The sequence below is a fragment of the Micromonospora sp. NPDC049374 genome, assembly GCF_040677165.1.
Lineage (GTDB): Bacteria > Actinomycetota > Actinomycetes > Mycobacteriales > Micromonosporaceae > Micromonospora.
The window spans coordinates 138,063-159,668 of the sequence record NZ_JBFAQH010000015.1 but is presented as its reverse complement, the minus strand read 5'-3'; the positions used below and the strand labels follow the sequence as shown (position 1 = coordinate 159,668).

Genomic DNA, 21,606 nt, shown 5'->3' with positions numbered 1-21,606 from the left:
GTGACGGATGGTAGTCAGCCGCGGTAGATGTCGGCGATTTCCGCCGCGTACGTCTTGTGCACGACCTGGCGCTTGACCTTCAGCGACGGGGTCAACTCCCCGGTCGCCTCGGTGAAGTCGCGCGGCAGCACCCGGAAGACCTTGATCGCCTCGGCCTTGGAGACAGACTGGTTGGCCCGGTCCACGGCCGCCTGGATCTCCGCGCGCAGCCCGTCGTGCTGGCGCAGTTCCTCGATCCCGGTGTCGGCCGGCAGCCCGGCCGACTCCAGCCAGCCCGGCAGGGCCTCCTCGTCCAGGGTGACCAGCGCGGCGATGAACGGCTGCCGGTCACCCACCACGACGCACTGGCTGACCAGACGGTGCGAGCGGACCTGGTCCTCCAGCACGGCGGGGGCGACGTTCTTGCCGCCGGCCGTCACGATGATCTCCTTCTTCCGGCCGGTGATGGTCAGGTAGCCGTCACCGTCGAGCGAACCCAGGTCGCCGGTGCGGAACCAGCCGTCGGCGGTGATCGCCTCGGCGGTGGCCGCGTCGTTGTGCCAGTACCCCTGGAAGATGAGATCACCGGCGACGAGGACCTCGCCGTCGTCGTCGATGCGGATGGTCACGCCGGGCAGCGGCCGGCCGACCGTGCCGATCCGGGTGAATCCGGGCAGGTTGGCCGAGGCGGCGGGAGAGGTCTCGGTCAGGCCGTAGCCTTCGCAGACCGTCACGCCGATGCCCCGGAAGAAATGGCCGAGCCGGGCGCCGAGTGGTGCGCCGCCGGAGATCGCATCGCGGCAGCGCCCGCCGAGCGCGGCCCGCAGCTTGCCGTAGACCAGCCGGTCGAAGAGCGCGTGCTGGGCCCGCAGCGCCAGGCCGGGACCGCCGGGCGTTTCCAGCGCCTCGCTGTACGCGATGGCGACCGCCTCGGCCCGGGCGAAGATCTTGCCCTTGCCGCCGGCCTCGGCCTTCTGCTTGGCGCCGTTGTAGACCTTTTCGAACACGCGCGGCACCGACAGGACGAAGGTCGGCTTGAACTCCTGGAGCTGGGCGACCAGATCCTTGGTGTCCGAGCAGTGCGCCATGGTGGCCCGGGCCTGCACCACGCCGATCTGGATGAGCCGGGCGAAGGCGTGCGCGAGCGGCAGGAACAGCAGGGTCGACGCGTTCGGCCCGAACAGGTTCGGCAGCACCGGGACGGCATTGGCGATGTCGGCGTACATGTTGCGGTGGGTCAGTACGCAGCCCTTGGGCCGGCCGGTGGTGCCGCTGGTGTAGATGATGGTCGCCACGTCCGTGGAACGCAGGCCCGCGCGGCGGCGGTCGATCTCGGTCGGTTCCACCTCCGCGCCGGCGGTCATCAGGTCGTCCACGCCACCCAGGTCGATCTGCCAGACGTGGGACAGGGCGGGCAACTGGTCGCGGACGCCGGCCACCAGGGTGGCGTGCGCGGTGGTCTCCACCACGACGGCCACCGCACCGGAGTCGCCCAGGATCCAGGCCGCCTGCTCGGCACTTGAGGTCTCGTAGATCGGCACGGTGACCGCGCCGGCCGCCCAGACGGCGTAGTCGACGAGGGTCCACTCGTAACGGGTGCGGCTCATCAGCGCCACCCGGTCGCCCGGCTGCACCCCGGCGGCGACCAGCCCGCGGGCGACCGCGGCCACCTCGTCGCGGAACTGCCGGCAGGTCACGTCGACCCAGCCACCCGCCGCGTCGCGGCGGGCGAACTGCACCGCGTCGGGCGCGGTCTCGGCGTTGTCCCAGACCGGATCGGTGAGGTTGGCCGAATCGCCGACGGTGACGATCGGCGGGACGGTGAACTCGCGCACCTGCACTCCCTCGTGCTCACGGGACCGGGTCGGGGCCGCCACCTGCGCCGGTGGCTTTGTCGAAACCTACCCGCCCGGCCGGCCGGGAGCACACCGCAGGTGGGCGGCGCGGCGCGCGGGGGGTCACCGGACGGTAGCCTCCCAGCATGGCGGACTCCTCCACCCAGTCGATCATCATCGGCGCGTCACCGGACCGGGTGGCCGCGGTCATCTGTGATTTCCCGAGCTACCCGGAGTGGACCGACGCGGTTCGCGAGGCGGAGGTGATCGAGGAGTACGAGGACGGTTACGCCAGTCAGGTCCGTTTCGTCCTCGACGCCACGGTGATGGCCGACGAGTACGTGCTGGCGTACGCCTACGCCGACGACCTGTCCCGCATCGAGTGGCACCTGGTGGCCCCGTCGAAGATGCAGAAGGCGCAGCGGGGCGCGTACGACCTGGTGGCCAACGCCGACGGGAGTACCACCGTGACCTACACCCTGGAGGTGGAACTCGCGGTCGGGATGCTCGGCATGTTCCGTCGCAAGGCCGAAAAAATGATCATGGATGCCGCGTTGAAGCAGCTCAAGCGCCGGGTAGAAGCATCCGGTGCGGCGCAGTGACGCGTCCGGCGACCCGGTCGCCGCGGTAGAGGAGCCCAGCATGGGTGCGACAGATCCGGGCACGGCCCGGGAAGAAGCGGAGCGGCTGGTCGCCACTCTGCTGGCCACCGTACGGTTGGCCGCCGCCAACCCGGCGGCGGTACCGCTGGGCCCGCTCGGCGGGATCGTGACCGGTGTCCTCGGTCACAACGAGGCCCCGGGGGCCGCGTCCGGTGGCACCGGGGGTGGTTTCGCCACCGGTGCGGCCGAGTGCTGCGTATGCCCGGTATGCCGGGGCATCGCCGCGTTGCGTGACCCCAGCCCCGAGTTCGCCGAACGACTGGCCACCGGTGCCGGGGATCTGGCCGCTGGCCTGGCCAGTTTCCTGCGTGCCTTCGCCCCGGCCGAGTCGCCGGGCGAGCCGGCCGCCGGACCGGCGTCGGGGCCCGCCGCCGATGCCACCGCCACCGCCTCCGCCGATCCGTACGACGACCACGTGTGGCGCGAGGCGACCCGGACCGGGCATGATTCTCAGCCGGCACCGGAGCGGGACGTCTGGTCCGCCGCGACCCGGGCGGAGGACGTCACCGTCCCGGCCGCCGTGCCCGTCGACGCCGCCGGGCCGGTCGCACCGGCCGGACGCCGGACGTCGACCGAGCGTCGCGTGGTGCCCGCCTCCCGGGTACCCGACGGCGAACCCGCGCCGGGTGACGAGCCCGCACCGGACGGCCGAACCGTGCCCGGCGGGCGGCAGGGCGCACCAGGCGACGGGGCCTGATCACGGACGACCCGCACCACCGGCGAGGGCAGGTGTGCGCGGGGTGGCACAGCAGAGGGGAGTGGCAGCGGTGACGCTGACCATCGGAGTCGACGTCGGTGGCACCAAGGTGGCCGGCGGTGTCGTCGACGACACCGGCACGGTCCTCGTGCAGACCCGACGGGACACCCCCGCCGACGACGTCGGCAAGACCCGCGACGTCATCATCGAGCTGGTCGCCGAACTGGCCGCCGGCCACGACATCCGGGCGGTCGGCATCGGCGCGGCCGGTTGGATCGACGCCAGCCGTTCCACCGTGCTCTTCGCCCCCAACCTGGCGTGGCGGGACGAGCCGCTGCGGGCGTACGTCAGCGCGGCGGTCGGACTGCCGGTCATCGTCGAGAACGACGGCAACGTGGCAGCCTGGGCGGAGTTCCGCTACGGCGCCGCCCGCCACGCGGACGACTCGATGGTCATGTTCACCATCGGCACCGGCGTCGGCGGCGGCATCGTGCTCGGCGGTGAGCTGGTGCGCGGTGCCCACGGCATCGCCGCCGAACTGGGCCACATGCTCACCGTTCCCGACGGCCACCAGTGCGGCTGCGGCCGACTCGGCTGCATCGAGCAGTACGCCAGCGGCAGCGCCCTGGTCCGGTTCGCCCGGGCCGCCGCCCGGCAGGAGCCGCACCGGGCCGCCGCCCTGCTGGAACTGGCCGACGGGGAGGCCGAAGCGATCACCGGCCCGATGGTCACCGCCGCGGCCAAGGGCGGCGACCCGGTCTCGGCCGAGGCGTTCGCGCAGGTCGGCCGCTGGCTCGGCACCAGCCTGGCCGACATGGCGCAGATCCTCGACCCGCAGATCCTGGTCGTCGGCGGTGGCGTCATCGACGCCGGTGACCTGCTGATGGGCCCCACCCGTCGCTCGTTCACCGAGGCGTTGGCGCAGCGCAGCCGGCTGCCGGTGGCCGAGATCCGGCCAGCCGAACTCGGCAACTCCGCCGGGGTCATCGGCGCCGCCGACCTGGCCCGGCGGATCTAGCGGTGTCCTCGACGCCGCACCCGGTGACCGCACCCGGTGTGCCGCTGCGCGTGCTGTCGTACAACGTCCACGGCCAGCGCGACGACACCGCCGCGCTGGCCACGGTGGTGCGCGAGGCGGCACCGGACGTGGTCATCGTCCAGGAGGGGCCGCGCCGGTTCCGGTGGCGGGAGAAGTCGGCCGCGTTGGCCGAGTCGTTCGGTCTGGTGGTCGCCGCCGGCGGGCTGCCGTCGCTTGGCAACCTGGTGTTGACAAGCCTCCGGGTGCGGGTGACCGACACCCGCTGCCGGCGCTTCCCGCTCACCCCCGGCCGGCACCTGCGCGGCGCCGCGTACGCCGACTGTCGGGTGGGCACCTCCGCCCGGTTCACGGTGGCCGGGTCACACCTGTCCACCGATCCTGCCGAGCGTCCCGGCCAGGCCGAGCTGTTCAAGCGGGACCTGACCGCCGCAGCGCACCCGGTGATCGCCGCTGCCGACCTCAACGAGGAGCCGGGTGGGCCGGCGTGGCGCACCATCGCCGACGGGCTGACCGACGCGGCGGTGGCGGCCGACCGGACCGACCGGCTCACCTACTCGTGCGCGGACCCCCGACGGCGCATCGACGCCCTGTTCGTCGATGCGCGGATCACCGTGGTCGACTACGACGTGGTGGACACCCCGCTGACCCGGCGGGCCAGCGACCACTTCCCGGTCCTGGTCGACCTGCTGCTGCCCGCCACCGCCTGAGACCGGCCGGCCGCCGGGCTGGACATCCCGCTCCGTTGTGGAGAGGATTTCGCGCGACCCGGCACTCGTGCCGAGACGAAGGAGATCCCCGGTGCCCACCTCCACCGAGCCCGGCCGGCCAGATCCGGAGACGACCACGCTCGCCCGCGGCCACGACGGCCGTCCGGTCTCCGACCGGGGCGACACCGTCTGCGTCATCGGCGCCGGTGCCAGCGGCCTGACCGCCGTCAAGAACCTCGCCGAGCACGGCTTCGGGGTCGACTGCTACGAACGCGAGACCGGCGTCGGTGGCGCCTGGAACTGGCGGCACGACCGCAGCCCGGTGTACGCCAGCACCCACCTGATCTCGTCGCGGCCGTTCACCCAGTTCCCCGACTTCCCGATGCCCGACCACTGGCCGGACTACCCGCACCACAGCCAGCTGCTGTCGTACTTCGAGCGTTACGCCGACCACTTCGACCTGCGCCGGCACATCTGGTTCGGCACCGAGGTGGTGCGGGTCGAGCCGGTCGCCGACGGCCGGTGGGACGTCACCACCCGCAGCACCGGCGGCTACGGCCCCGAGCGCACCTCCCGGTACGCCGCGGTGATGATCGCCAACGGGCACAACTGGTCACCGAAGCTGCCCCGTTACGAGGGGTTGGAGCAGTTCCGCGGCGAGGTCATGCACGCCTCGTCGTACAAGGACTCGGCACAGCTGCGGGGCAAGCGGGTGCTGGTGGTGGGCGCCGGCAACACCGGCTGCGACATCGCCGTGGAGGCCGCCCAGCAGGCGTCGCGTTGTTGGCACTCCACCCGCCGCGGCTACTGGTACGCCCCGAAGTACGTCTTCGGTCGCCCCGCCGACCAGGTCAACGACCTGCTGCTGGCGCTGCGGGTGCCGCTGCGCGTACGGCAGTGGCTCTACCACCGGACGCTGCGCCTGACCGTCGGCGACCTGACCCGCTTCGGCCTGCCGAAACCGGACCACCGGGTGTACGAGACACATCCGATCGCCAACAGTCTGCTCGTCTACCACGTGGGGCACGGCGCGATCGCCCCGGTGCCGGACATCGAGCGTTTCCACCCGCACTCGGTGGAACTGACCGACGGCCGGCAGATCGACCCGGAACTGGTCGTCTTCGCCACCGGTTACCTGCCGCGCTTCGAGTTCCTCGACGGGAAGATCCTCGGCGACGACGAGGGGGTGGGTCGACCCCGGCTGTGGCTCAACGCCCTCGTACCGGACCATCCCACGCTCGCGGTGACCGGGCTGCTCCAGCCGGACTCCGGCATCTTCACCCTGGCCCACTGGCAGGCCGTGCTCTTCGCCCGGTTGCTGCGGCTGCGTGCCAGCCGTCCGGAGCGGGCCACGGCCTTCGCCGCCCGGGTCCGTGCCGGGGCCGGCGAGCGCTACTCGGGACAGGTGAAGGACTCGACCCGGCACTGGTTCGAGGTCGGGCACGCCGACTACCTGCGCGCGCTGGAGCGCGCCCTACGCGAGCTGGAGAGCAAGTGACCGAGCGGGTGATGCGCAGCTGGGAGTGGGCGCGGCCGGTGCGCCCGGTCCGGCGTGAGGTGCTCAGCGCCGTCCCGGAGCTGGAGGAGGGGCGACCACCGCTGCTGTTCGTGCCGGGCTTCGGCCACGGTGCCTGGGCGTACGCGGAGAACTGGCTCGGACATGTCGCTGCCCGTGGCTTCAGCGCCTACGCGGTCAGCCTGCGCGGGCACGGCGGCAGCGAGCCGGCACCGGAGGCGAGCCTGCCGGCGTACGCCCACGACGTGGTCCAGGTGGCGGCGAGCCTGCCGCGCCGGGCGGTGCTGGTGGGGCACGGCGCCGGGGCCCTGGTGGTCGCGCACGCCATGGCCCGCTATCCGGCCCGGGCGGCGGTGCTGGTGGCGCCGGTGTTCGGCGGTTGGGCGACGTTCGGCACCGCGTTGCGTCGCAACCCGTTCGGTACCCTGCCGGCGGTGTTCGGCGCCGGGCTGCGGCTGAACCGCAGGCAGCTGTTCAGCGGCGAGCTGCCCGACGCCGACGCCCGGCGGCACGTCGCCCGGCTGGGGCGGGCGGCCCGGCGGGCCCAGTGGCAGCTGTTGACCGGCGTCGAGCCGGAGCCGGCGGTGGGTGACCCGCCCGTGCTGGTGCTGGGAAGCCCGGACGACCGGGTGGTGCCGGCCTCGGCGCTGACCCGCGCCGCCCGGCGGTACGGTTCGGCTCCGCTGCTCTTTCCCGGTATGGGGCACGACCTGATGCTCGACGCCCGGTGGCGGGAGCCGATCGACGCGATCCTCGACTGGCTGGTCAAGGAACCGGCCCGCGACGACCTCGGCTGAGGCGTCGCGGGCCTGGCCCGGCGGGCCGGTCTCAACCGCCGCCGAGACGGGTGAGCATCGAACCGCTCTGATCCAGCGTGGACAGATAGGAGCGGGCCCAGGCCCGGATGTCGTGTTCGTGCAGGTGCGCGCGCATGGATCGCATCCGCTCCCGTACGTCGGCGGGGTCGGCTCGTAACGCCGCGAGCAGGCCCTGCTTGAGCCCCTCCAGGTCGTGCGGGTTGACCAGGTACGCCTGCGGCAGCTCGGCGGCGGCCCCGGCGAACTCGCTGAGCAGCAGCGCGCCGGTGTCGTCGACCCGGGCGGCGACGTACTCCTTGGCAACCAGGTTCATGCCGTCGCGCAGCGGGGTCACCGCCATCACGTCGGCGACCCGGTAGAGCGCGGCCAACTCGGCGCGGTCGAACGGTTGGGTGAGGTAGTGGATGGCGGGCTCGCCCACCCGGCCGAACTCCCCGTTGATCCGCCCGACCTCCCGCTCCACCCGGTCCCGGAGGATCTGGTACTGGCTGACCCGCTCCCGGCTGGGCACCGCCACCTGCACCAGGACCGTGTCGCGGACCTTGACGTGCCCGCCGGCCAGCAACTCGCTGTACGCCTTGAGTCGCTGCTCGATGCCCTTGGTGTAGTCCATCCGGTCGACGCTGAGGATCACCTGGTCGGGGCTGCCCAGGTCGTGACGCAGCCGGCGAGCCCGGTCGGCCACGTCCGGGCGGTCGGCCAACGCGGCCATCTCGACGGTGTCGATCGACACCGGGAACGCGCCGATGCGCACCACCCGGTCCTCGATCCCGATCCGCCGGTCGGTGGCCGGCAGCCCCAGCACCTTCGTCACCAGCTGGGCGAAGTTGTGCGCCGCCTGGGCCCGCTGAAAGCCGACCAGGTCGGCGCCGAGCATCCCGCGCAGCAGCTCGGCCCGGCGGGGCAACTGCATGAACAGCTCCGGTGGCGGGAAGGGCACGTGCAGGAAGAAGCCGATGCGCAGGTCGGGTCGGAGGGTGCGGAGCAGCCCCGGCACCAGTTGCAGGTGGTAGTCCTGCACCCAGACCACCGCATCGGCCTCGGCGACCTGCGCGGTGGCCTCGGCGAACCGCTGGTTGACCCGTAGGTAGGCGTCCCACCAGCGTCGGTGGTGCTGCGGCTGCTCGACCGCGTCGTGGTAGATCGGCCAGAGGGTCGCGTTGGCGAAGCCCTCGTAGTGGTCGCGCAGGTCTTCGCCGCTGAGCGGCACGGAGTGCATCCGTACCCCGTCGATGTCGGGCAGGGCGGGCGCGGGACCGGTCCCGCCGGCCCAGCCGACCCAGGTGGCGGGGGTGTGGCGCAGCAACGGGTGCAGCGCGCTGACCAGCCCACCGGGGCTGCGCCGCCACTCGCAGGCACCGTCGGGGGCCACACTGTCGTCGATGGGTAGGCGGTTGGCCACCACCACGAGGGAACTCTGTCGCATCTCGGGCATTCCGATCAGCAGGGGAGTGACCGCCACGAGGGAGGAACAACCGGGCAGTCGGCGGGTGACGTGACGTACTGCGGTATTCCTACTGACAGTAAGTTACACCACTGTTACGCACGTCGGCACGGGCGGTCGCCGTCCCGGTATCCGGACGGCTACCCTGCGCGGCGAATCAGACGACGGCGCCGTCGTCCGGGTCGCGATCGTCGGCATCGCCCGGACGCAGCCGCCACACAAGCGTGACGAAGCCGGCGAGGATGCCGGTGAAGCCGAGCAGCGTCACGATGCCCTGGTCGGCGGGGAGCAGATCGGGAAAGAGGAACAGCACGAAGCCGAGCAGCACGGCGAGGATGCCGGCCATCGCGAACTTCGACACCCGGGGCAGCGGTGGTGGTGGCGGCGGTACGTAGCGCTCGTTGTCATCCGGGTCGTCGGGCAGCTCCGCGCCGAAGGTGTCCAGGCCGTCCAGCAGCGACGGCCCCTCCCCGTCCCGGGGGCCACGTCCCAACGAGACGCCGGAGATGTCGGCGGCGTACGGCAGCCGGCGTACGTCGGTGGCGGCCGGGCCGGGCTCCTCGGAGCCGGGCCGGGTGGCAGTGGCCGTGCCACCGCCCCGCCCGGCCGGGTCGTCCACGTTCTCGGCGGCGGGCCACGGATGGTCGCCGGAGTCCGGCGGGGCGTGGAAGCCGGCGACGATCCGCTCCCACTCGGCGTCGATGTCCGGTTCCTCGCTGGCGCGGGCGTCGCCGGTCTCGTCGGCGAGCTGGCTGAGGTAATCCCGGGCGGTGCTCAGGTGCGAGCGGTCCACGTAGAGCCGGTCCACCGGTCGGGGTGGCACGGTGGTGGTGCGGGTGACCGGGTTCAGGTCAGCCGACGGTTGCAGGTAGGCGGCGATCCCGCCGGCGGCCAGCACGTCGAGCAGGTGCTCGCCGACGCGCGGATCGACATCGCCGGCGATGGCGTACTCGCTCGCGTCGAGACCGTTGTCCCGCCGTCCCCGGCGGGCCCCACCCGCTGACACCGGACCATCCTCCTCATCGCGCCACCGGCGCGCCCCGCAGCCCCTCGACGCGCCCCCGCACGCCCCGTGCCCTGAATCGTGACACGTCGAGGGTGGGTTCGGGGAGTGCCTTGTGGCGCGGCGTACGGTCCGACGCCGGCCCGGGGGTCGGTCCGGCACCGAACGTGACGGGCGATTTCGGGCCGAGCGTCCGTTGCCGCGGCTGGCCGACGGTTCGTAGGCTCGTGTCACGATCACCCGACCCGGCGCGGTCCGCGGTGACAAACACCTGGGGAGAGGATGGCCGGTGCTCTACTGGCTGCTGAAGTACGTGCTGCTCGGCCCGCTGCTGCGGCTCATCTTCCGGCCGCAGGTGGAGGGTCTGCACCACGTACCGCCCACCGGTCCGGTCATCCTGGCCAGCAACCACCTCTCCTTCTCCGACTCGATCTTCACGCCGCTGATCGTGCCCCGGAAGGTCACCTTCGTGGCCAAGGCGGAGTACTTCACCGGCAAGGGGATCAAGGGCTGGCTGACCAAGATGTTCTTCACCGGCACCGGCACCATCCCGGTGGACCGCTCCGGCGGCCGAGCCGCCCGCGCCGCGCTGGACACCCAGCTGAACGTGCTGCGGGCCGGCGGCATCGCCGGCATCTACCCCGAGGGCACCCGCTCGCCCGACGGTCGGCTCTACCGGGGCAAGACCGGGGTGGCCCGGCTGGCGCTGGAGAGCGGTGCGCCGGTCGTACCGGTGGTGATGCTCAACCTGGACGAGATCCAGCCACCCGGTCAGCTCGTCCCGAACCTGGCGCGGGTCCGGATCCGCTTCGGCCCGCCGCTGAACTTCTCCCGCTACGCCGGGCTGGCCGGCGACCGGTTCGTCGAGCGCGCGGTCACCGACGAGATCATGTACGAGTTGATGGAACTCTCCGGCCGCGAGTACGTCGACGTCTACGCCCAGCAGCTCAAGACCCGGCCCACCGCGACCACCACGACGCCCGCCACACCCGTCGCGGCCTGAGCCGCCCACCCAGGGCAGCAGACCGGGCGGGAGGGGCCGGGCCTGCCGCGGTTCAGGAGGCGAGGGTCTGCGTGGTGCCAGCGGGCGGATGGGCCAGGGCGAGCAGGCCCGGTGCGCCGTTGCGGTGGGCGAAGGCGCGCAGCTCGGCCAGGGGCGCATCGGCCGCCGCATGGTCGCCGGCGCGGGTCAGTTCGCGTACCGCGAAGGTAAGCGCCAGCATCCGGTCGGTGACGTCGGGGATGCCGGCGTAGGTCTCCGCGGCGGCCAGGTGCAGCTCGGCGGCGTGCCGGTGGTTGTCGTCGGCCCCGGCCAGCGCGCCGGTGACGGTCCGCAGCGCCGCCTCCGACCAGGGCGTACGGTGACCGACCTGGTCGAGCATGGCGCGTACCCGGGCGGCGGGCTTGCGCCCGGCGAGACTGGCCGCCCAGCTGGCCGCGGCGATCCACTCGCCACTGGCCAGCGCCGGCACCGCCGTCCACGACCCGGCCAGCTCGTCGACCAGCGCTGCGGCCTCGTCGAGGCGACCCTGTACCGCCCGGCACAACGCACCCATCGCCAACATCGTCCAGTGCAACCGGTGGAAGCCACTGCGCCGCGCGGTGTCCAACGCGGCGGCCACGTCGTCGCGCGGCGGTGCCCCGGTCGGCGACCCGTCGGCGGGTGGACCCGGCGGCACCGGCTGGCCACGCAGCACCAGCAGGCACGACCGCAGGCCGCGTACCTGCATGTCCCAGCTGCCGGTCGGAGTGTCCACGAACGCCTCGGCGGCGGCGAGCAGTCGGCCGAAGTCCCCCTCGAACCAGGCCCGCATCGCCTCGCCCGAGTAGCTGGTGGTCAGGGTCTGCCCGCTCGCGGTGCGGGCCGGTGCCGCCGAGAGCAGGGCGTCGGAGCGCAACCAGTCGCCCTCCTCGCGCACCGCGTAGGCGAGATTCTGGGTGGCCCGGGGCAAGGCGAGGAGTTGACCGGCCCGGCTGAACTCCACGATGGCGTACAGCTCGTCGAGCCCGGCCCGGTCGCCGGCCTGGTATCGGGCGGTGGCCGCGGTGATCCGGGCGTTGGTGCGGATCTCGGTCAGCCCGAGCCGCTCACCGATCTCCGCGGCCGTGTCGGCCGACGCCACCGCCGGATCACGCTCGTAGTTGAGCATGTGCAGCCGCCCCAACTCGGCGAAGGCGTCGGCCTTCTGCGCGCTGTCCGGCAGCGGGTCGAACAGCCGTACCGCCCGGTCCAGGCAGGCCAGCGCCGCCCGCCGGTCGGCCCGCAGCCACGCGGCCTGGCCGAGCAGTGTCCAGGCCCGCGCCGCGCACGCCTCGTCGCCGTACGCGAGCAGCCGGTCGGCCAGCGCCTGCACCTGCTCGGAACCACCGCCGGAGAGGAAGGCGTTGCCGTCGCGGTAGAACGAGATCTCGGTGCTCAACAGCTCCAACTGGAGCCGGCCCACCGGGTCGGAGTCGTCGGCCAGGCCGAGTGCCCGCCCCGCGTGGCTGGCGGCGGCGTCCAGCCCGTGCAGCGCGTACGCCCGGCGCGCCGCCCGGTGCAGCGCGGCCCGGGCCGGCGCGGCGTAGCGACGGGTCTCCATGCCCAGCGAACGGGCGATCTCGTGTGCCGCCCAGCGGTGGTGGGCCAGCACCTCGGCCAGGTCGGTGTCCCGGCTCTGCGACAGCGTGTCCAGCCAGTCGGCGGTGCGTTCGTGCCGGGCCACCCGCTCGGTACGGGGCAGCCGCTGATAGCACACGTCGCGGACCAGGACGTGCCGGAAGCGGTACTCCGGTTGACCGGCCATCGTGGAGGCGGCCTGCTCGTGGACGAAGTCCCGCTGTTCCAGCCGACGCAGGGCACGCTCGACGGACTCGACCGGCTGTCCGACGGCGGCGGCCACCGCCCCCGGCCAGAACTGCACCCCGACGACCGCGGCGGCCAGCAGCACCGCCCGGTCCTTGGCGTCGAGCAGGTCGACCCGGTTGGCGATGACCGCGTGCACACTCTCCGGCATCGGCAGGTCCAGGTGCTTCTCCAGCGACCAGCCACGCCCGCACTGCCGCAGCGCTCCCTGCTCGATCAGCATCCGGACGTACTCGTGGGCGTAGAGCGGATTGCCGCCGGCCACCTCGATCAGCGGGGTCAGCAGGTCGGCGGAGAACGCGGCCTGGCCGAACATGTGCGCGTACAACGCGGCGATGCCGGTGTCCCGCAACGGCGGCAGGGCGATGGTGACCGAGCCGGTGATGGTTCCCGCCCAGCTCGGATCCCGGTCGACCAGTTCGGGACGGGCGGTGCACAGCAGCAGCAGCGGTACGTCCCGGGCCGCCGCGCCCAGCAACTCCACGAAGCGCAACATCGCGTCGTCGGCCCAGTGCAGGTCCTCGAAGACCAGCACGGTGGGGCGGCGGGCGGCGAGCGCGAGCAGGAACCGCCGCCACGCCGATTCCGCCTCCTCCGCCGGCAGCGGGTTGCCGGCCAGCCCGACCAGCGGACGCAGCGCGTCGGCCACCCGGTCCCGCTCGGCGACGCCGACCAACTCGCTGACGGCGGCGGTGAGTCGTTGCGCGGCGCTGGCCGCCGGGTCGGTGTCGAGGATGCCCGCCTCGGCCTTGACGATGTCGGCCAGCGCGGCGAACGTGACGTTCTCGCCGAACGGCGGGCATCGGCCGATCCGCCAGGTCAGCGGCTCGTCCACCAGCCGGCCGGTGTGCCGGTGCAGCTCACGGACCAGCCGGCTCTTGCCGATGCCGGCCCGGCCGAAGACGGTCACCACCTGGGGTCGGCGGTCGCGCAGGCTGCGGTGCAGGGCGTTGACCAGCATGCCCAGCTCGTGTTCCCGGTCGATCAGGGGGGTGGTGTCCGGCTCCCGGTCGGTGGATTGCTGGCGTACGGCGGACCGGGCCAGCCACACCTCGGTCGGTGCCGACCGACCGCGCAGGGTGACCGCGGGCTGCTCGTCGTACCGGATGGTGTCCCGGGTCAGCGCGTGCGTGGCGCCGTCGACAAGCACCCCGCCGGGCGGTGCCGCCGACTGCAACCGGGAGGCGGTGTTGACCACGTCGCCGGCCACGATCGCCTGCCCACCGTCGCGGGCGGCGGCCACGTCGACAAGCGCCTCCCCGGTCGCCACCCCGACCCGGAAGCGCAACCCGTCGGTGCCGGTGGGGGTGAACCGGGTCAGCACCCGCTGCAACTCCAGCCCGGCCCGCACACACCGCAACGCGTCGGTCTCGGTGGCCACCGGCGCACCGAACAGCGCCATCACCGCGTCGCCGATGTACTTCTCCACCACCCCGCCGTACTGGCCGACCACCCGCCGGGCGGCGGAGAAGAAGCCGGTCTGCATGCCCCGGACCAGCTCCGGGTCGGCCCGCTCGACGTACGGGGTGAAGTCGATCAGGTCGACGAAGAGCACACTGACCCGGCGGCGGTCCTCCTGGTTGATGGTCGCCGGCCGGTCCGTGCCGGCCCGGGGTGCCCCGCAGGAGGTGCAGAAGGCCACGTCCGGCGCGAGCGGGCGCAGGCAGTGCGGGCAGACGGCACCGAGTTCCGCGCCGCAGCCACCGCAGAAGCGGTCGCCCTCGGCGGCGGTACGTCCACAGCGGTCACACTGCGCGGCGATGACACCCTCCACTGGCAGGCCCCCGACGCCCCGGGGCGCAGCATCGAGTATCGCCGCCCGGCGCTCTGTCGGGTACCGGGCTGTTGGCTTGTGGACACTCAGCCGGGCAGCTCACCGCGTTCCGGAACGGCTAGATTCAGGCAGCCGATTCGTCGACCGCTGATCAGGGGGACAGCTCCATGGTGTACGTGATGCTGAAGAGCGACTGGACCGACGGTAACGGGGTGGCCCACTCCGCGGGTGACTCGGTGGACGTGGACGCCGCCACCCTCGCGCAGTTGCAGGCGCAGGGAATCGTCGGCGAGGTGCCCGGCGGTGGCAAGGACGGCACGGACTGGGCCGGGCCGGGTGGCACCGACTGGGCCGGGCCGGGTGGCACCGACTGGGCCGGGCCGGGCAGCACCAAGCCCTGACCGAACAGCTACGGGCGGGGCCGGGACGATCGTCCCGGCCCCGCCTCGGTCTTCGTCCGGGTGGGCTGGTCAGCGCTCGTTCATGCCGGCGCGGCGGCGCAGCGCGGGCACGTCGGTGACCACGATCCGGCGGCCCTCGGTACGCAGCCAACCCCGGTTGGCGAACGACCCGATCGCCTGGTTGACGCTCTGCCGGGAACCGCCGGCCATCTCGGCGAGCTGGCTCTGGTTCAGCTCGATGGTGATCATCGGAGCCTGACTCTCGCCGGCGAGCCGGACCAGCGTCTTGGCCACCCGGCCGGGCAGATCGAGGAAGACGTGGTCGGCGTTCTGCTCGGTCAGCCGACGGATCAACGCACCGAGGGACCGCATCACCGCGTCGAGGATGCGCGCGTTCGAGTGCACCAACTCCATGAACGCCGGCCGGGACAAGGCCAGCGCGGCAGTGTCCTCGATCGCCTCGGCCGAGGTCGACCGGGTCGAGGCGTCCAGCAGGGAGACCTCACCGAGCACGTCCGGTGGTCGCATCACGGTCAGGATCGCCCGTTCACCGGTGGGCGCGGTCCGGAACACCGCCACCGCTCCCCGCCGCAGGATGATCAGCGACTCGCCCGGGTCGTTCTCCACGAACAGCAGCTGACCCTTGCGGTACGTCCGGGGCACCGCTGCGGCGACCACCCGCTGGCGTACCTCCGGCTCAAGCCCGGCGAACATGTCAACGCCGGTGAGCGCGTCGCCCGGCTCCGGCAGGCGCATCTCCACGGCCCCACCCCTCCCCGGTCAAGGACCCCAACTCGCTCACCGGGTGAGCCTGGCGGCCCTGACGAGGTGATCCGACACCCGTTCGGCGTCCGGCAGCGGTAACACATCAGATCATGACGGTCCGGTCGCGTGCTGTACACCCCTCAAATCACTTCCGTGACCGGTTCGAGCTGGGGCGTGACCTCGCTGCGGACCATGGAAGCGCTCCCGGCGCCGCGGACCCGGTGGACGGGCCGCGGTGACCGTCGGCGAGGATGGTCCCGATGGCCTACCGCTACTTCTACGACTGCGAGTTCATCGAGGACGGCCGGACCGTCGAACTGGTCTCGATCGGCGTCGTCGACGAGCACGGCCGCGAGTTCTACGCGGTCTCCACCGAGTTCGACGCGTCCCGGGCGGTGCCCTGGGTGCGTCGCAACGTGCTGGACAAGCTGCCCTCCCCGGCCGACCGGGCGTGGCGGTCCCGCGAGCGCATCCGCGATGACCTGTACGACTTCCTCGTCGAGCCGATCCGGGGTCGCCCCGGCGAGGAGGTGGAACTGTGGGCCTGGTACGCGGCGTACGACCACGTGGCGCTGGCGCAGTTGTGGGGCGCGATGCCGGCGCTGCCCCGGGAGATCCCCCGGTACACCAAGGAACTGCGGCAGCTGTGGGACGACCGGGGTCGGCCTCCGCTGCCGAACGCCGCGGCGGCCCGGCACGACGCGTTGGTCGACGCCCGGCACAACCTGGCCCGGTGGCGGGCGATTACCGGTTCGTGAGATCCGGTATTTCGGTGGTTTGACCCGTGCTGTCCCGGGCATCGGGTTCGCCGAAGGCCGAGGCGAGGGAGTGTCGGCGTGGGCAGGCACAGGGGGGTACCGACGTGAGCGGCGGGGTGATCGGCGGCCGGCAGGCCCGGAACCGGATCACCGAGCTGATCCGGGCGGCGCGGATCTGCACCCTGACCACGATCTCCCTCGACGGTCGGCTGGTGGGCCGGCCGATGACCCTGCAACGGGCGGAGTTCGACGGGCAGCTCTGGTTCTTCGCGTACGCCGGTTCGGCGACCGTCCGACAGTTGCGGGTCAATCCGGAGGTCGAGATGAGCCTGCACGACCCGCAGGCGCAGGTCTGGGCCTCGATCACCGGCAGCGCCCGGGACGACCATGACCAGGCGCGCGCCGAACGGCTGTGGCATCCGGGACTGGCCGGGTGGTTCCCGGACGGTCCGGCCACGGCCGGGCTCACGCTTGTCGCCGTGCACGCCACGGCCGCGCGGTGCTGGGACGCCCGGGGCGGCCAGGTCGAGCTGATCGGTCCGGTCGGCGCAGCGTCCAGCGGTGGGTCGTCGGCCGATCGTCGGGAGGATGGCTACTGACCGGTAGCAGGGCGCGGTGTGTGCCGTAACGAGCGGCGACTACAGTTCGTAGGGACGGCCCGCCCCGGGCCGGCAACGGTGCCGAGGGTCCGCGCTGACACATATCCTGGGGCTTGATCGGGCTTGACCAGATGCTCCCCAGGAGGATGAGCAGATCATGCGTATCGGCGTGCTCACCGGCGGCGGCGACTGCCCGGGTCTCAACGCGGTCATCCGGGCGGTGGTCCGTAAGGGCGTCGCCAGCTACGGCCACGAATTCGTAGGCTTCCAGGACGGTTGGAAGGGTCCGCTCGAGGGGCTGTCCCGCCCGCTCGGCATCGCGGAGGTCCGCGGCATCCTGCCCCGTGGCGGCACGATCCTCGGCTCCTCCCGGACCAACCCCTTCAAGATCGAGAATGGCGTCGAGCGGATCAAGGACAACCTGGCTGCGCAGGGCGTCGACGCGCTCATCGCCATCGGCGGTGAGGACACCCTCGGTGTCGCCACCAAGCTCCACGAGCTGGGCGTCAACGTCATCGGCGTGCCGAAGACCATCGACAACGACCTCGGCGCGACCGACTACACGTTCGGCTTCGACACCGCCGTCAACATCGCCATGGAGGCGATCGACCGACTGCACACCACCGCCGAGAGCCACCACCGCACCCTGGTGGTCGAGGTGATGGGCCGGCACGCCGGTTGGATCGCCCTGCACGCCGGTCTGGCCGGCGGCGCCAACGTGATCCTGCTGCCGGAGCGGAACTTCGACGTCGAGCAGGTCGCCGGCTACGTCGAGAAGCGTTTCCAGCACCAGTACGCCCCGATCGTCGTGGTCGCCGAGGGTGCCCAGCCGCTGGAGGGCCAGATGGTCCTGCAGAACCAGGAGCTGGACGCGTTCGGGCACGTGCGGCTCGGCGGCATCGGCCAGTGGCTGGCCGAGCAGCTGGAGGCCAAGACCGGCAAGGAGGCCCGCACGGTCGTGCTCGGCCACATCCAGCGTGGTGGCACCCCCACCGCGTTCGACCGGGTGCTCGCCACCCGGCTGGGCCTGCAGGCCATCGACGCCGTCCACGAGGGCGACTGGGGCAAGATGGTCGCGATGCAGAGCACCGACATCGTCCGCGTTCCGCTCGCCGACGCCACCGCCGAGCTGAAGACCGTTCCGCTGGAGCGGTACGCCGAGGCCGAGGTCTTCTTCGGTAGCTGATCGTCGTTCCGGCGTCGCGGTCGGGCCGCCGGGCCCGCCGCGACGCCGGCCCACCAAGGGGGTACGCCAGGTGTCAGCCGTGGTGCACACCGTCGCGGTGATCGGGGCGGGCAAGATCGGCGAGCTGATGCTCTCCGGGCTGCTGCGATCCGGCTGGCCGGTGGACCGGCTGCTGGCCACCGCCCGCCGCCCGGCCCGCGCCGAGGAACTGGCTGCCCGCTACGGCGTACGGGTGGTGGACAATCTCACCGCCGTGGACGAGGCCGAGGTGCTGGCCGTCTCGGTGAAACCGCAGGACGCCGCCGCGCTGCTGGACGAGATCGGGCCCAAGGTGCCGCCCGGCAAGCTGCTGATCTCGCTCTGCGCCGGCCTGCCGAGCAGCTTCTTCAGCCGCCGACTGCCCGAGGGCACCCCCGTGGTGCGGGTGATGACCAACACCCCTGCCCTGGTGGACCAGGCGATGACCGCGATCTCGGCCGGCGCGTACGCCACCGGCGAGCACCTGGCGTTGGCCGAGGAGATGTTCAAACCGCTCGGCGCGACCATCCGGGTGCCGGAAACCCAGCAGGACGCGGTGACCGCCCTCTCCGGCTCCGGCCCGGCCTACTTCTACCTGCTGGTCGAGGCGATGACCGACGCCGGCATCCTGCTCGGCCTGCCCCGCCAGGTGGCGCACGACCTGATCGTGCAGACCGCGATCGGCTCGGCCGTGATGCTGCGCGACTCCGGTGAGCACCCGGTGAAGCTGCGCGAGGCGGTCACCTCGCCCGCCGGCACCACCATCTCCGCCATCCGCGAACTGGAGAACCACGGCGTCCGCGCGGCCCTGCTGGCCGCCCTCGAGGCCGCCCGCGACCGCGCCCGCGAACTAGCCACCCAGGCCGAGTAACCGCCCCACCCCACCCCCCACCCCACCCCCCCCGCCCCCACCCAACCAGCGTTGATCATGAGGTTAGCGGCAGTAGTCGATCTCTGAACTGCCGCTAACCTCATGATCAACGGGGGCAAGGGAGCCTTTCGGCGTACCGGAGTGTGGTGGGGGGGTGGTGGGGTGATCGGGGTGGCGCATACTGGCGCGGTGTTCACTCTTGCCCAGGCCCGGCACCTGGTAGCCACTCTGCATCCGCGGATCGACGAACTGATTCGGGTCCGTGCCGACCTGGCCGAGTTGCAGGCTGACCTGGCCAACCACGGGCTGAGCGCACTTGGCGGCCGGGCCGAGGTCAAGGGCCTGGAGGCCCGGCTGCACGCGGTCCTCGACGAGATCCAGCAGCACGGCATCGAGGTCAAGAGCGTGGCGCCGGTGCTGCTCGACTTTCCCGGTGAGCGTGCGGGACGGCAGGTGCTCTGGTGCTGGCTGGAGGGCGACACCGACGTGCGTTGGTACCACCGCGCCGACTGCGGCTTCGCCGGGCGCCGCCCGATCTGACCCCCGGTGCGTCGGGGCCGCGACATTGCCGAGTCGGTGGGGGGCCAGGCGGAGACGCCGAGACGGCTAGGCTCTGCCGGTGAGTGGAGCGCGGCGGGCGACTGTGGACGACGCCCGGGAACTGGTCCGGCTGCGGGCGGTCATGTTGGGTGCGCTGAGCGGTACACCGCCGGAGCCCGGCGAATGGCAGCACACGGCCCTGCGTACGCTCCGGTTGCAGCTGCCGGACCTGGAGGCCGACCTCGCCGCCTACGTGGTGGATGCGCCGGGCCGACCTGGGACGCTTGCCGCCTGCGCGGTCGGGGTGGTCGACCTGCGGCTCGGCGGGCCGGTGGATCCGAGCGGCCGGTCCGGGTACGTCTTCAACGTGGCGACCGATCCGGGGTACCGTCGTCGGGGTTTCTCCCGGGCCTGCCTGGGCGCCTTGCTCGACTGGTTCGCCGAGCGGGGCGTGCGCACGGTGGATCTGAAGGCCAGTCCGGAGGGCGAGCCGCTCTACCGGGAGCTTGGCTTCCGTCCCACGTCGATGGCCGCGATGCGGCGGGGTGAAGGGCTCTGATGTTCGCCATTGCGTTGGGTGAGGACGCCGAGCTGCGGCCGCTGAACCCGTGGCACGCCGAGGAGTTCCTGGGCAACCTGGACCGGGCGCGGCAGCACATCGCGCCGTGGGTGTCGCCGTCCTTCGTGGCCACCGACCTCGACGGGGCGCGGCACGTGCTTCAGCGTTATGCCGACCGGTGGGCCCGCGACGACGGCGGTATCTGGGGCATCTGGTCGGGCGGCACGCTTGTCGGCGGGGTGCTGCTGGTGTCGCTCAACGCGGCGTCCGGGGTGTGCGAGGCGGGTTGCTGGCTGGAACCTGCCGCCGAGGGCCGGGGTCTGGTGACCAGGGCGGTCGAACGGCTCATCGACTGGGTGCTCGTCGAACGCGGACTGCACCGGGTGGAGTGGCGCACCAACGCCGGCAACGCGCGCAGCATCGCGGTGGCCCGCCGGCTCGGCATGCGGCGGGACGGCGTACTGCGCGAGGTGTCGCCCGGCCCGGACGGTCGGATCGACCTGGAGGTCTGGTCCCTGCTCGCCCCCGAGTGGCGGGCCCGGGGCGCCGGCGTCCTGTCGATCCGGGACTCCGGCGGCGTGGCTTCTGACAAGTAGTTCAGCCGCCGGTGGCGGGGCAGTTGGCCCCGCCACCGACGGCTGATCGCTCAAGGCCGGGTCAGGAGCTGGCGACGTCCACCGTGCCGGCGTAGTCCGGGTTGGCCTTCAGCCACTCCTCGACGGCCTTCTCCTCGTCGTCCTTGTGCACGTTGAACATCAGGTCCTCGAGCGAGCCGAGCTGCTGATCGTCCATCTTGAACTTCTTCAGCATCTCGGTGACCTCGGGGAAGTCGGCGCCGAAGCCCTGACGGGCCAGCATGTTGATCTCCTCGGCGCCGCCGAGCGTGCCCTTCGGGTCCGCCAGGTCCTTCAGCGGGTAGTTCGCGTAGGCCCAGTGCGGGTGCCAGAGGGTCACCACGATCGGCTTCTGGTCCTTGATCGCGCCGTCCAGCGCGGCCAGCATCGCTGGCGTCGACGACGTCTTCAGGGTGAGCTTGCCGGTCAGGTCGTACTCGGGGATGACCTTGTCCTGGGTGGCGGCGGTCAGGCCGGCGCCGGGCTCGATGCCGATGATCTCGCCGCCGAAGGTGTCGGCCTTGGCGGCGAGGTCCTCCAGCGAGTTGACGTCGCTGACGTACTCCGGCACGGCGATGCTCAGGCTGGCGTTGTCGTACCAGACGCCGACCTTCTCAATCTTGTCGCCGTACTCCTTCATGTAGTCGGCGTGGGTCTGCGGCAGCCAGCTGTCGAGGAAGAGGTCGATGTCCCCCGTCGCCAGGCCCTGGTAGACGATCCCCGCCTCGACGTTCTTGAGTTCGACGTCGTAGCCCTTCTCCTCCAGCAGGTTCTTCCAGAGGTAGGAGCTGGCGATGGCTTCGTCCCAGGCCATGTAGCCGATGGTGATCTGCTTGTTGTCGCCGGCGGCGTCGCCGGAGTCGCCGTCGTCGCCGCAGGCGGCGACGCCGGTCAGCGCCAGGGTGGCGGTGGCCGCCAGCGCGACCCGGCGCACCAATTTACTGCTCCACATGTGGAGTTTCCTTCCCTTGTTGCG

The 21,606-nt window shown here is 72.2% G+C and carries 21 protein-coding genes; 15 read left to right on the top strand and 6 right to left on the bottom strand.

The window, feature by feature from the left end:
• Positions 1-14: 14 nt before the first annotated feature.
• Positions 15-1,814 carry an AMP-binding protein gene (locus AB0J93_RS23715; RefSeq protein ID WP_363924511.1) on the bottom strand — a complete coding sequence of 600 codons (1,800 nt, stop codon included), beginning with the start codon at positions 1,812-1,814 and terminating at the stop codon, positions 15-17.
• A 146-nt stretch (positions 1,815-1,960) separates the two neighbouring features.
• On the opposite strand from AB0J93_RS23715, the gene AB0J93_RS23710 reads away from it, so the two are divergent.
• The 6 genes from AB0J93_RS23710 (at position 1,961) to AB0J93_RS23685 (ending at position 7,232) form a co-directional block, all read left to right on the top strand.
• Positions 1,961-2,416 carry an SRPBCC family protein gene (locus AB0J93_RS23710; protein ID WP_363924510.1) on the top strand — a complete coding sequence of 152 codons (456 nt, stop codon included), beginning with the start codon at positions 1,961-1,963 and terminating at the stop codon, positions 2,414-2,416.
• 40 nt (positions 2,417-2,456) lie between these two features.
• Entirely contained in the window at positions 2,457-3,173 is a 717-nt protein-coding gene (locus AB0J93_RS23705) for a hypothetical protein (protein ID WP_363924509.1), read from the top strand.
• A 70-nt stretch (positions 3,174-3,243) separates the two neighbouring features.
• The gene (locus tag AB0J93_RS23700; protein WP_363924508.1) at positions 3,244-4,191 is read left to right on the top strand and encodes an ROK family glucokinase; all 948 of its coding nucleotides are present in this window, start codon (positions 3,244-3,246) and stop codon (positions 4,189-4,191) included.
• Positions 4,192-4,214: 23 nt separating this feature from the next.
• Entirely contained in the window at positions 4,215-4,919 is a 705-nt protein-coding gene (locus AB0J93_RS23695) for an endonuclease/exonuclease/phosphatase family protein (RefSeq protein ID WP_363924560.1), read from the top strand.
• A gap of 91 nt (positions 4,920-5,010) precedes the next feature.
• Positions 5,011-6,417 carry an NAD(P)-binding domain-containing protein gene (locus AB0J93_RS23690; RefSeq protein ID WP_363924507.1) on the top strand — a complete coding sequence of 469 codons (1,407 nt, stop codon included), beginning with the start codon at positions 5,011-5,013 and terminating at the stop codon, positions 6,415-6,417.
• Entirely contained in the window at positions 6,414-7,232 is an 819-nt protein-coding gene (locus AB0J93_RS23685) for an alpha/beta fold hydrolase (protein WP_363924506.1), read from the top strand. The genes AB0J93_RS23690 and AB0J93_RS23685 overlap by 4 nt, the downstream gene beginning before the upstream one ends.
• A 31-nt stretch (positions 7,233-7,263) precedes the next feature.
• Here AB0J93_RS23685 and AB0J93_RS23680 read toward each other — a convergent pair whose 3' ends face one another.
• Positions 7,264-8,679 (bottom strand): trehalose-6-phosphate synthase, encoded by a 1,416-nt coding sequence (locus AB0J93_RS23680; protein ID WP_363924505.1) that lies wholly within the window; start codon positions 8,677-8,679, stop codon positions 7,264-7,266.
• A gap of 175 nt (positions 8,680-8,854) precedes the next feature.
• Positions 8,855-9,703 carry a DUF308 domain-containing protein gene (locus AB0J93_RS23675; RefSeq protein ID WP_363924504.1) on the bottom strand — a complete coding sequence of 283 codons (849 nt, stop codon included), beginning with the start codon at positions 9,701-9,703 and terminating at the stop codon, positions 8,855-8,857.
• 286 nt (positions 9,704-9,989) lie between these two features.
• On the opposite strand from AB0J93_RS23675, the gene AB0J93_RS23670 reads away from it, so the two are divergent.
• Entirely contained in the window at positions 9,990-10,703 is a 714-nt protein-coding gene (locus AB0J93_RS23670) for a lysophospholipid acyltransferase family protein (protein ID WP_363924503.1), read from the top strand.
• 52 nt (positions 10,704-10,755) lie between these two features.
• Here AB0J93_RS23670 and AB0J93_RS23665 read toward each other — a convergent pair whose 3' ends face one another.
• Positions 10,756-14,319, bottom strand: coding sequence for an adenylate/guanylate cyclase domain-containing protein (locus AB0J93_RS23665; RefSeq protein ID WP_363924502.1), 3,564 nt, complete (start codon positions 14,317-14,319; stop codon positions 10,756-10,758).
• A gap of 167 nt (positions 14,320-14,486) precedes the next feature.
• On the opposite strand from AB0J93_RS23665, the gene AB0J93_RS23660 reads away from it, so the two are divergent.
• A complete protein-coding gene (locus AB0J93_RS23660; RefSeq protein ID WP_363924501.1) occupies positions 14,487-14,720 on the top strand; it encodes a hypothetical protein in 234 nt (77 codons plus the stop codon).
• A 69-nt stretch (positions 14,721-14,789) separates the two neighbouring features.
• On the opposite strand, the gene AB0J93_RS23655 is transcribed toward AB0J93_RS23660, so the two are convergent.
• Positions 14,790-15,482, bottom strand: a complete 693-nt coding sequence (locus tag AB0J93_RS23655; RefSeq protein ID WP_093401197.1) for a Crp/Fnr family transcriptional regulator — start codon at positions 15,480-15,482, stop codon at positions 14,790-14,792.
• Positions 15,483-15,745: 263 nt separating this feature from the next.
• On the opposite strand from AB0J93_RS23655, the gene AB0J93_RS23650 reads away from it, so the two are divergent.
• The 7 genes from AB0J93_RS23650 (at position 15,746) to AB0J93_RS23620 (ending at position 20,612) form a co-directional block, all read left to right on the top strand.
• On the top strand, positions 15,746-16,243 hold the full coding sequence (locus AB0J93_RS23650; RefSeq protein ID WP_363924500.1) for a polyadenylate-specific 3'-exoribonuclease AS: 498 nt from the start codon (positions 15,746-15,748) through the stop codon (positions 16,241-16,243).
• Positions 16,244-16,347: 104 nt separating this feature from the next.
• On the top strand, positions 16,348-16,842 hold the full coding sequence (locus AB0J93_RS23645; protein WP_363924499.1) for a pyridoxamine 5'-phosphate oxidase family protein: 495 nt from the start codon (positions 16,348-16,350) through the stop codon (positions 16,840-16,842).
• 157 nt (positions 16,843-16,999) lie between these two features.
• Complete coding sequence (locus AB0J93_RS23640; protein ID WP_363924498.1) at positions 17,000-18,028, top strand: 6-phosphofructokinase; 1,029 nt, start codon at positions 17,000-17,002, stop codon at positions 18,026-18,028.
• Positions 18,029-18,098: 70 nt separating this feature from the next.
• A complete protein-coding gene (proC, locus tag AB0J93_RS23635; protein ID WP_363924497.1) occupies positions 18,099-18,917 on the top strand; it encodes a pyrroline-5-carboxylate reductase in 819 nt (272 codons plus the stop codon).
• A gap of 189 nt (positions 18,918-19,106) precedes the next feature.
• Positions 19,107-19,457 (top strand): DUF2203 domain-containing protein, encoded by a 351-nt coding sequence (locus AB0J93_RS23630; RefSeq protein ID WP_363924496.1) that lies wholly within the window; start codon positions 19,107-19,109, stop codon positions 19,455-19,457.
• 79 nt (positions 19,458-19,536) lie between these two features.
• A complete protein-coding gene (locus AB0J93_RS23625) occupies positions 19,537-20,016 on the top strand; it encodes a GNAT family N-acetyltransferase (protein ID WP_363924494.1) in 480 nt (159 codons plus the stop codon).
• Positions 20,016-20,612, top strand: a complete 597-nt coding sequence (locus AB0J93_RS23620; RefSeq protein ID WP_363924493.1) for a GNAT family protein — start codon at positions 20,016-20,018, stop codon at positions 20,610-20,612. Before AB0J93_RS23625 ends, AB0J93_RS23620 begins: the two co-directional genes overlap by 1 nt.
• 61 nt (positions 20,613-20,673) lie before the next feature.
• On the opposite strand, the gene AB0J93_RS23615 is transcribed toward AB0J93_RS23620, so the two are convergent.
• Positions 20,674-21,582: a glycine betaine ABC transporter substrate-binding protein gene (locus tag AB0J93_RS23615; protein ID WP_363924492.1), complete on the bottom strand. Its 909-nt coding sequence runs from the start codon at positions 21,580-21,582 to the stop codon at positions 20,674-20,676.
• Between the last annotated feature and the right edge of the window lie 24 nt (positions 21,583-21,606).

Bases quoted from the DNA above. Each gene is read 5' to 3' on its own strand.
- AB0J93_RS23710 (WP_363924510.1), top strand. From the start codon at position 1,961: ATGGCGGACTCCTCCACCCAGTCGATCATCATCGGCGCGTCACCGGAC.
- AB0J93_RS23705 (WP_363924509.1), top strand. From the start codon at position 2,457: ATGGGTGCGACAGATCCGGGCACGGCCCGGGAAGAAGCGGAGCGGCTG.
- AB0J93_RS23680 (WP_363924505.1), bottom strand. From the start codon at position 8,679: ATGCGACAGAGTTCCCTCGTGGTGGTGGCCAACCGCCTACCCATCGAC.
- AB0J93_RS23660 (WP_363924501.1), top strand. From the start codon at position 14,487: ATGGTGTACGTGATGCTGAAGAGCGACTGGACCGACGGTAACGGGGTG.
- AB0J93_RS23650 (WP_363924500.1), top strand. From the start codon at position 15,746: ATGGCCTACCGCTACTTCTACGACTGCGAGTTCATCGAGGACGGCCGG.
- AB0J93_RS23640 (WP_363924498.1), top strand. From the start codon at position 17,000: ATGCGTATCGGCGTGCTCACCGGCGGCGGCGACTGCCCGGGTCTCAAC.
- AB0J93_RS23620 (WP_363924493.1), top strand. From the start codon at position 20,016: ATGTTCGCCATTGCGTTGGGTGAGGACGCCGAGCTGCGGCCGCTGAAC.
- AB0J93_RS23615 (WP_363924492.1), bottom strand. From the start codon at position 21,582: ATGTGGAGCAGTAAATTGGTGCGCCGGGTCGCGCTGGCGGCCACCGCC.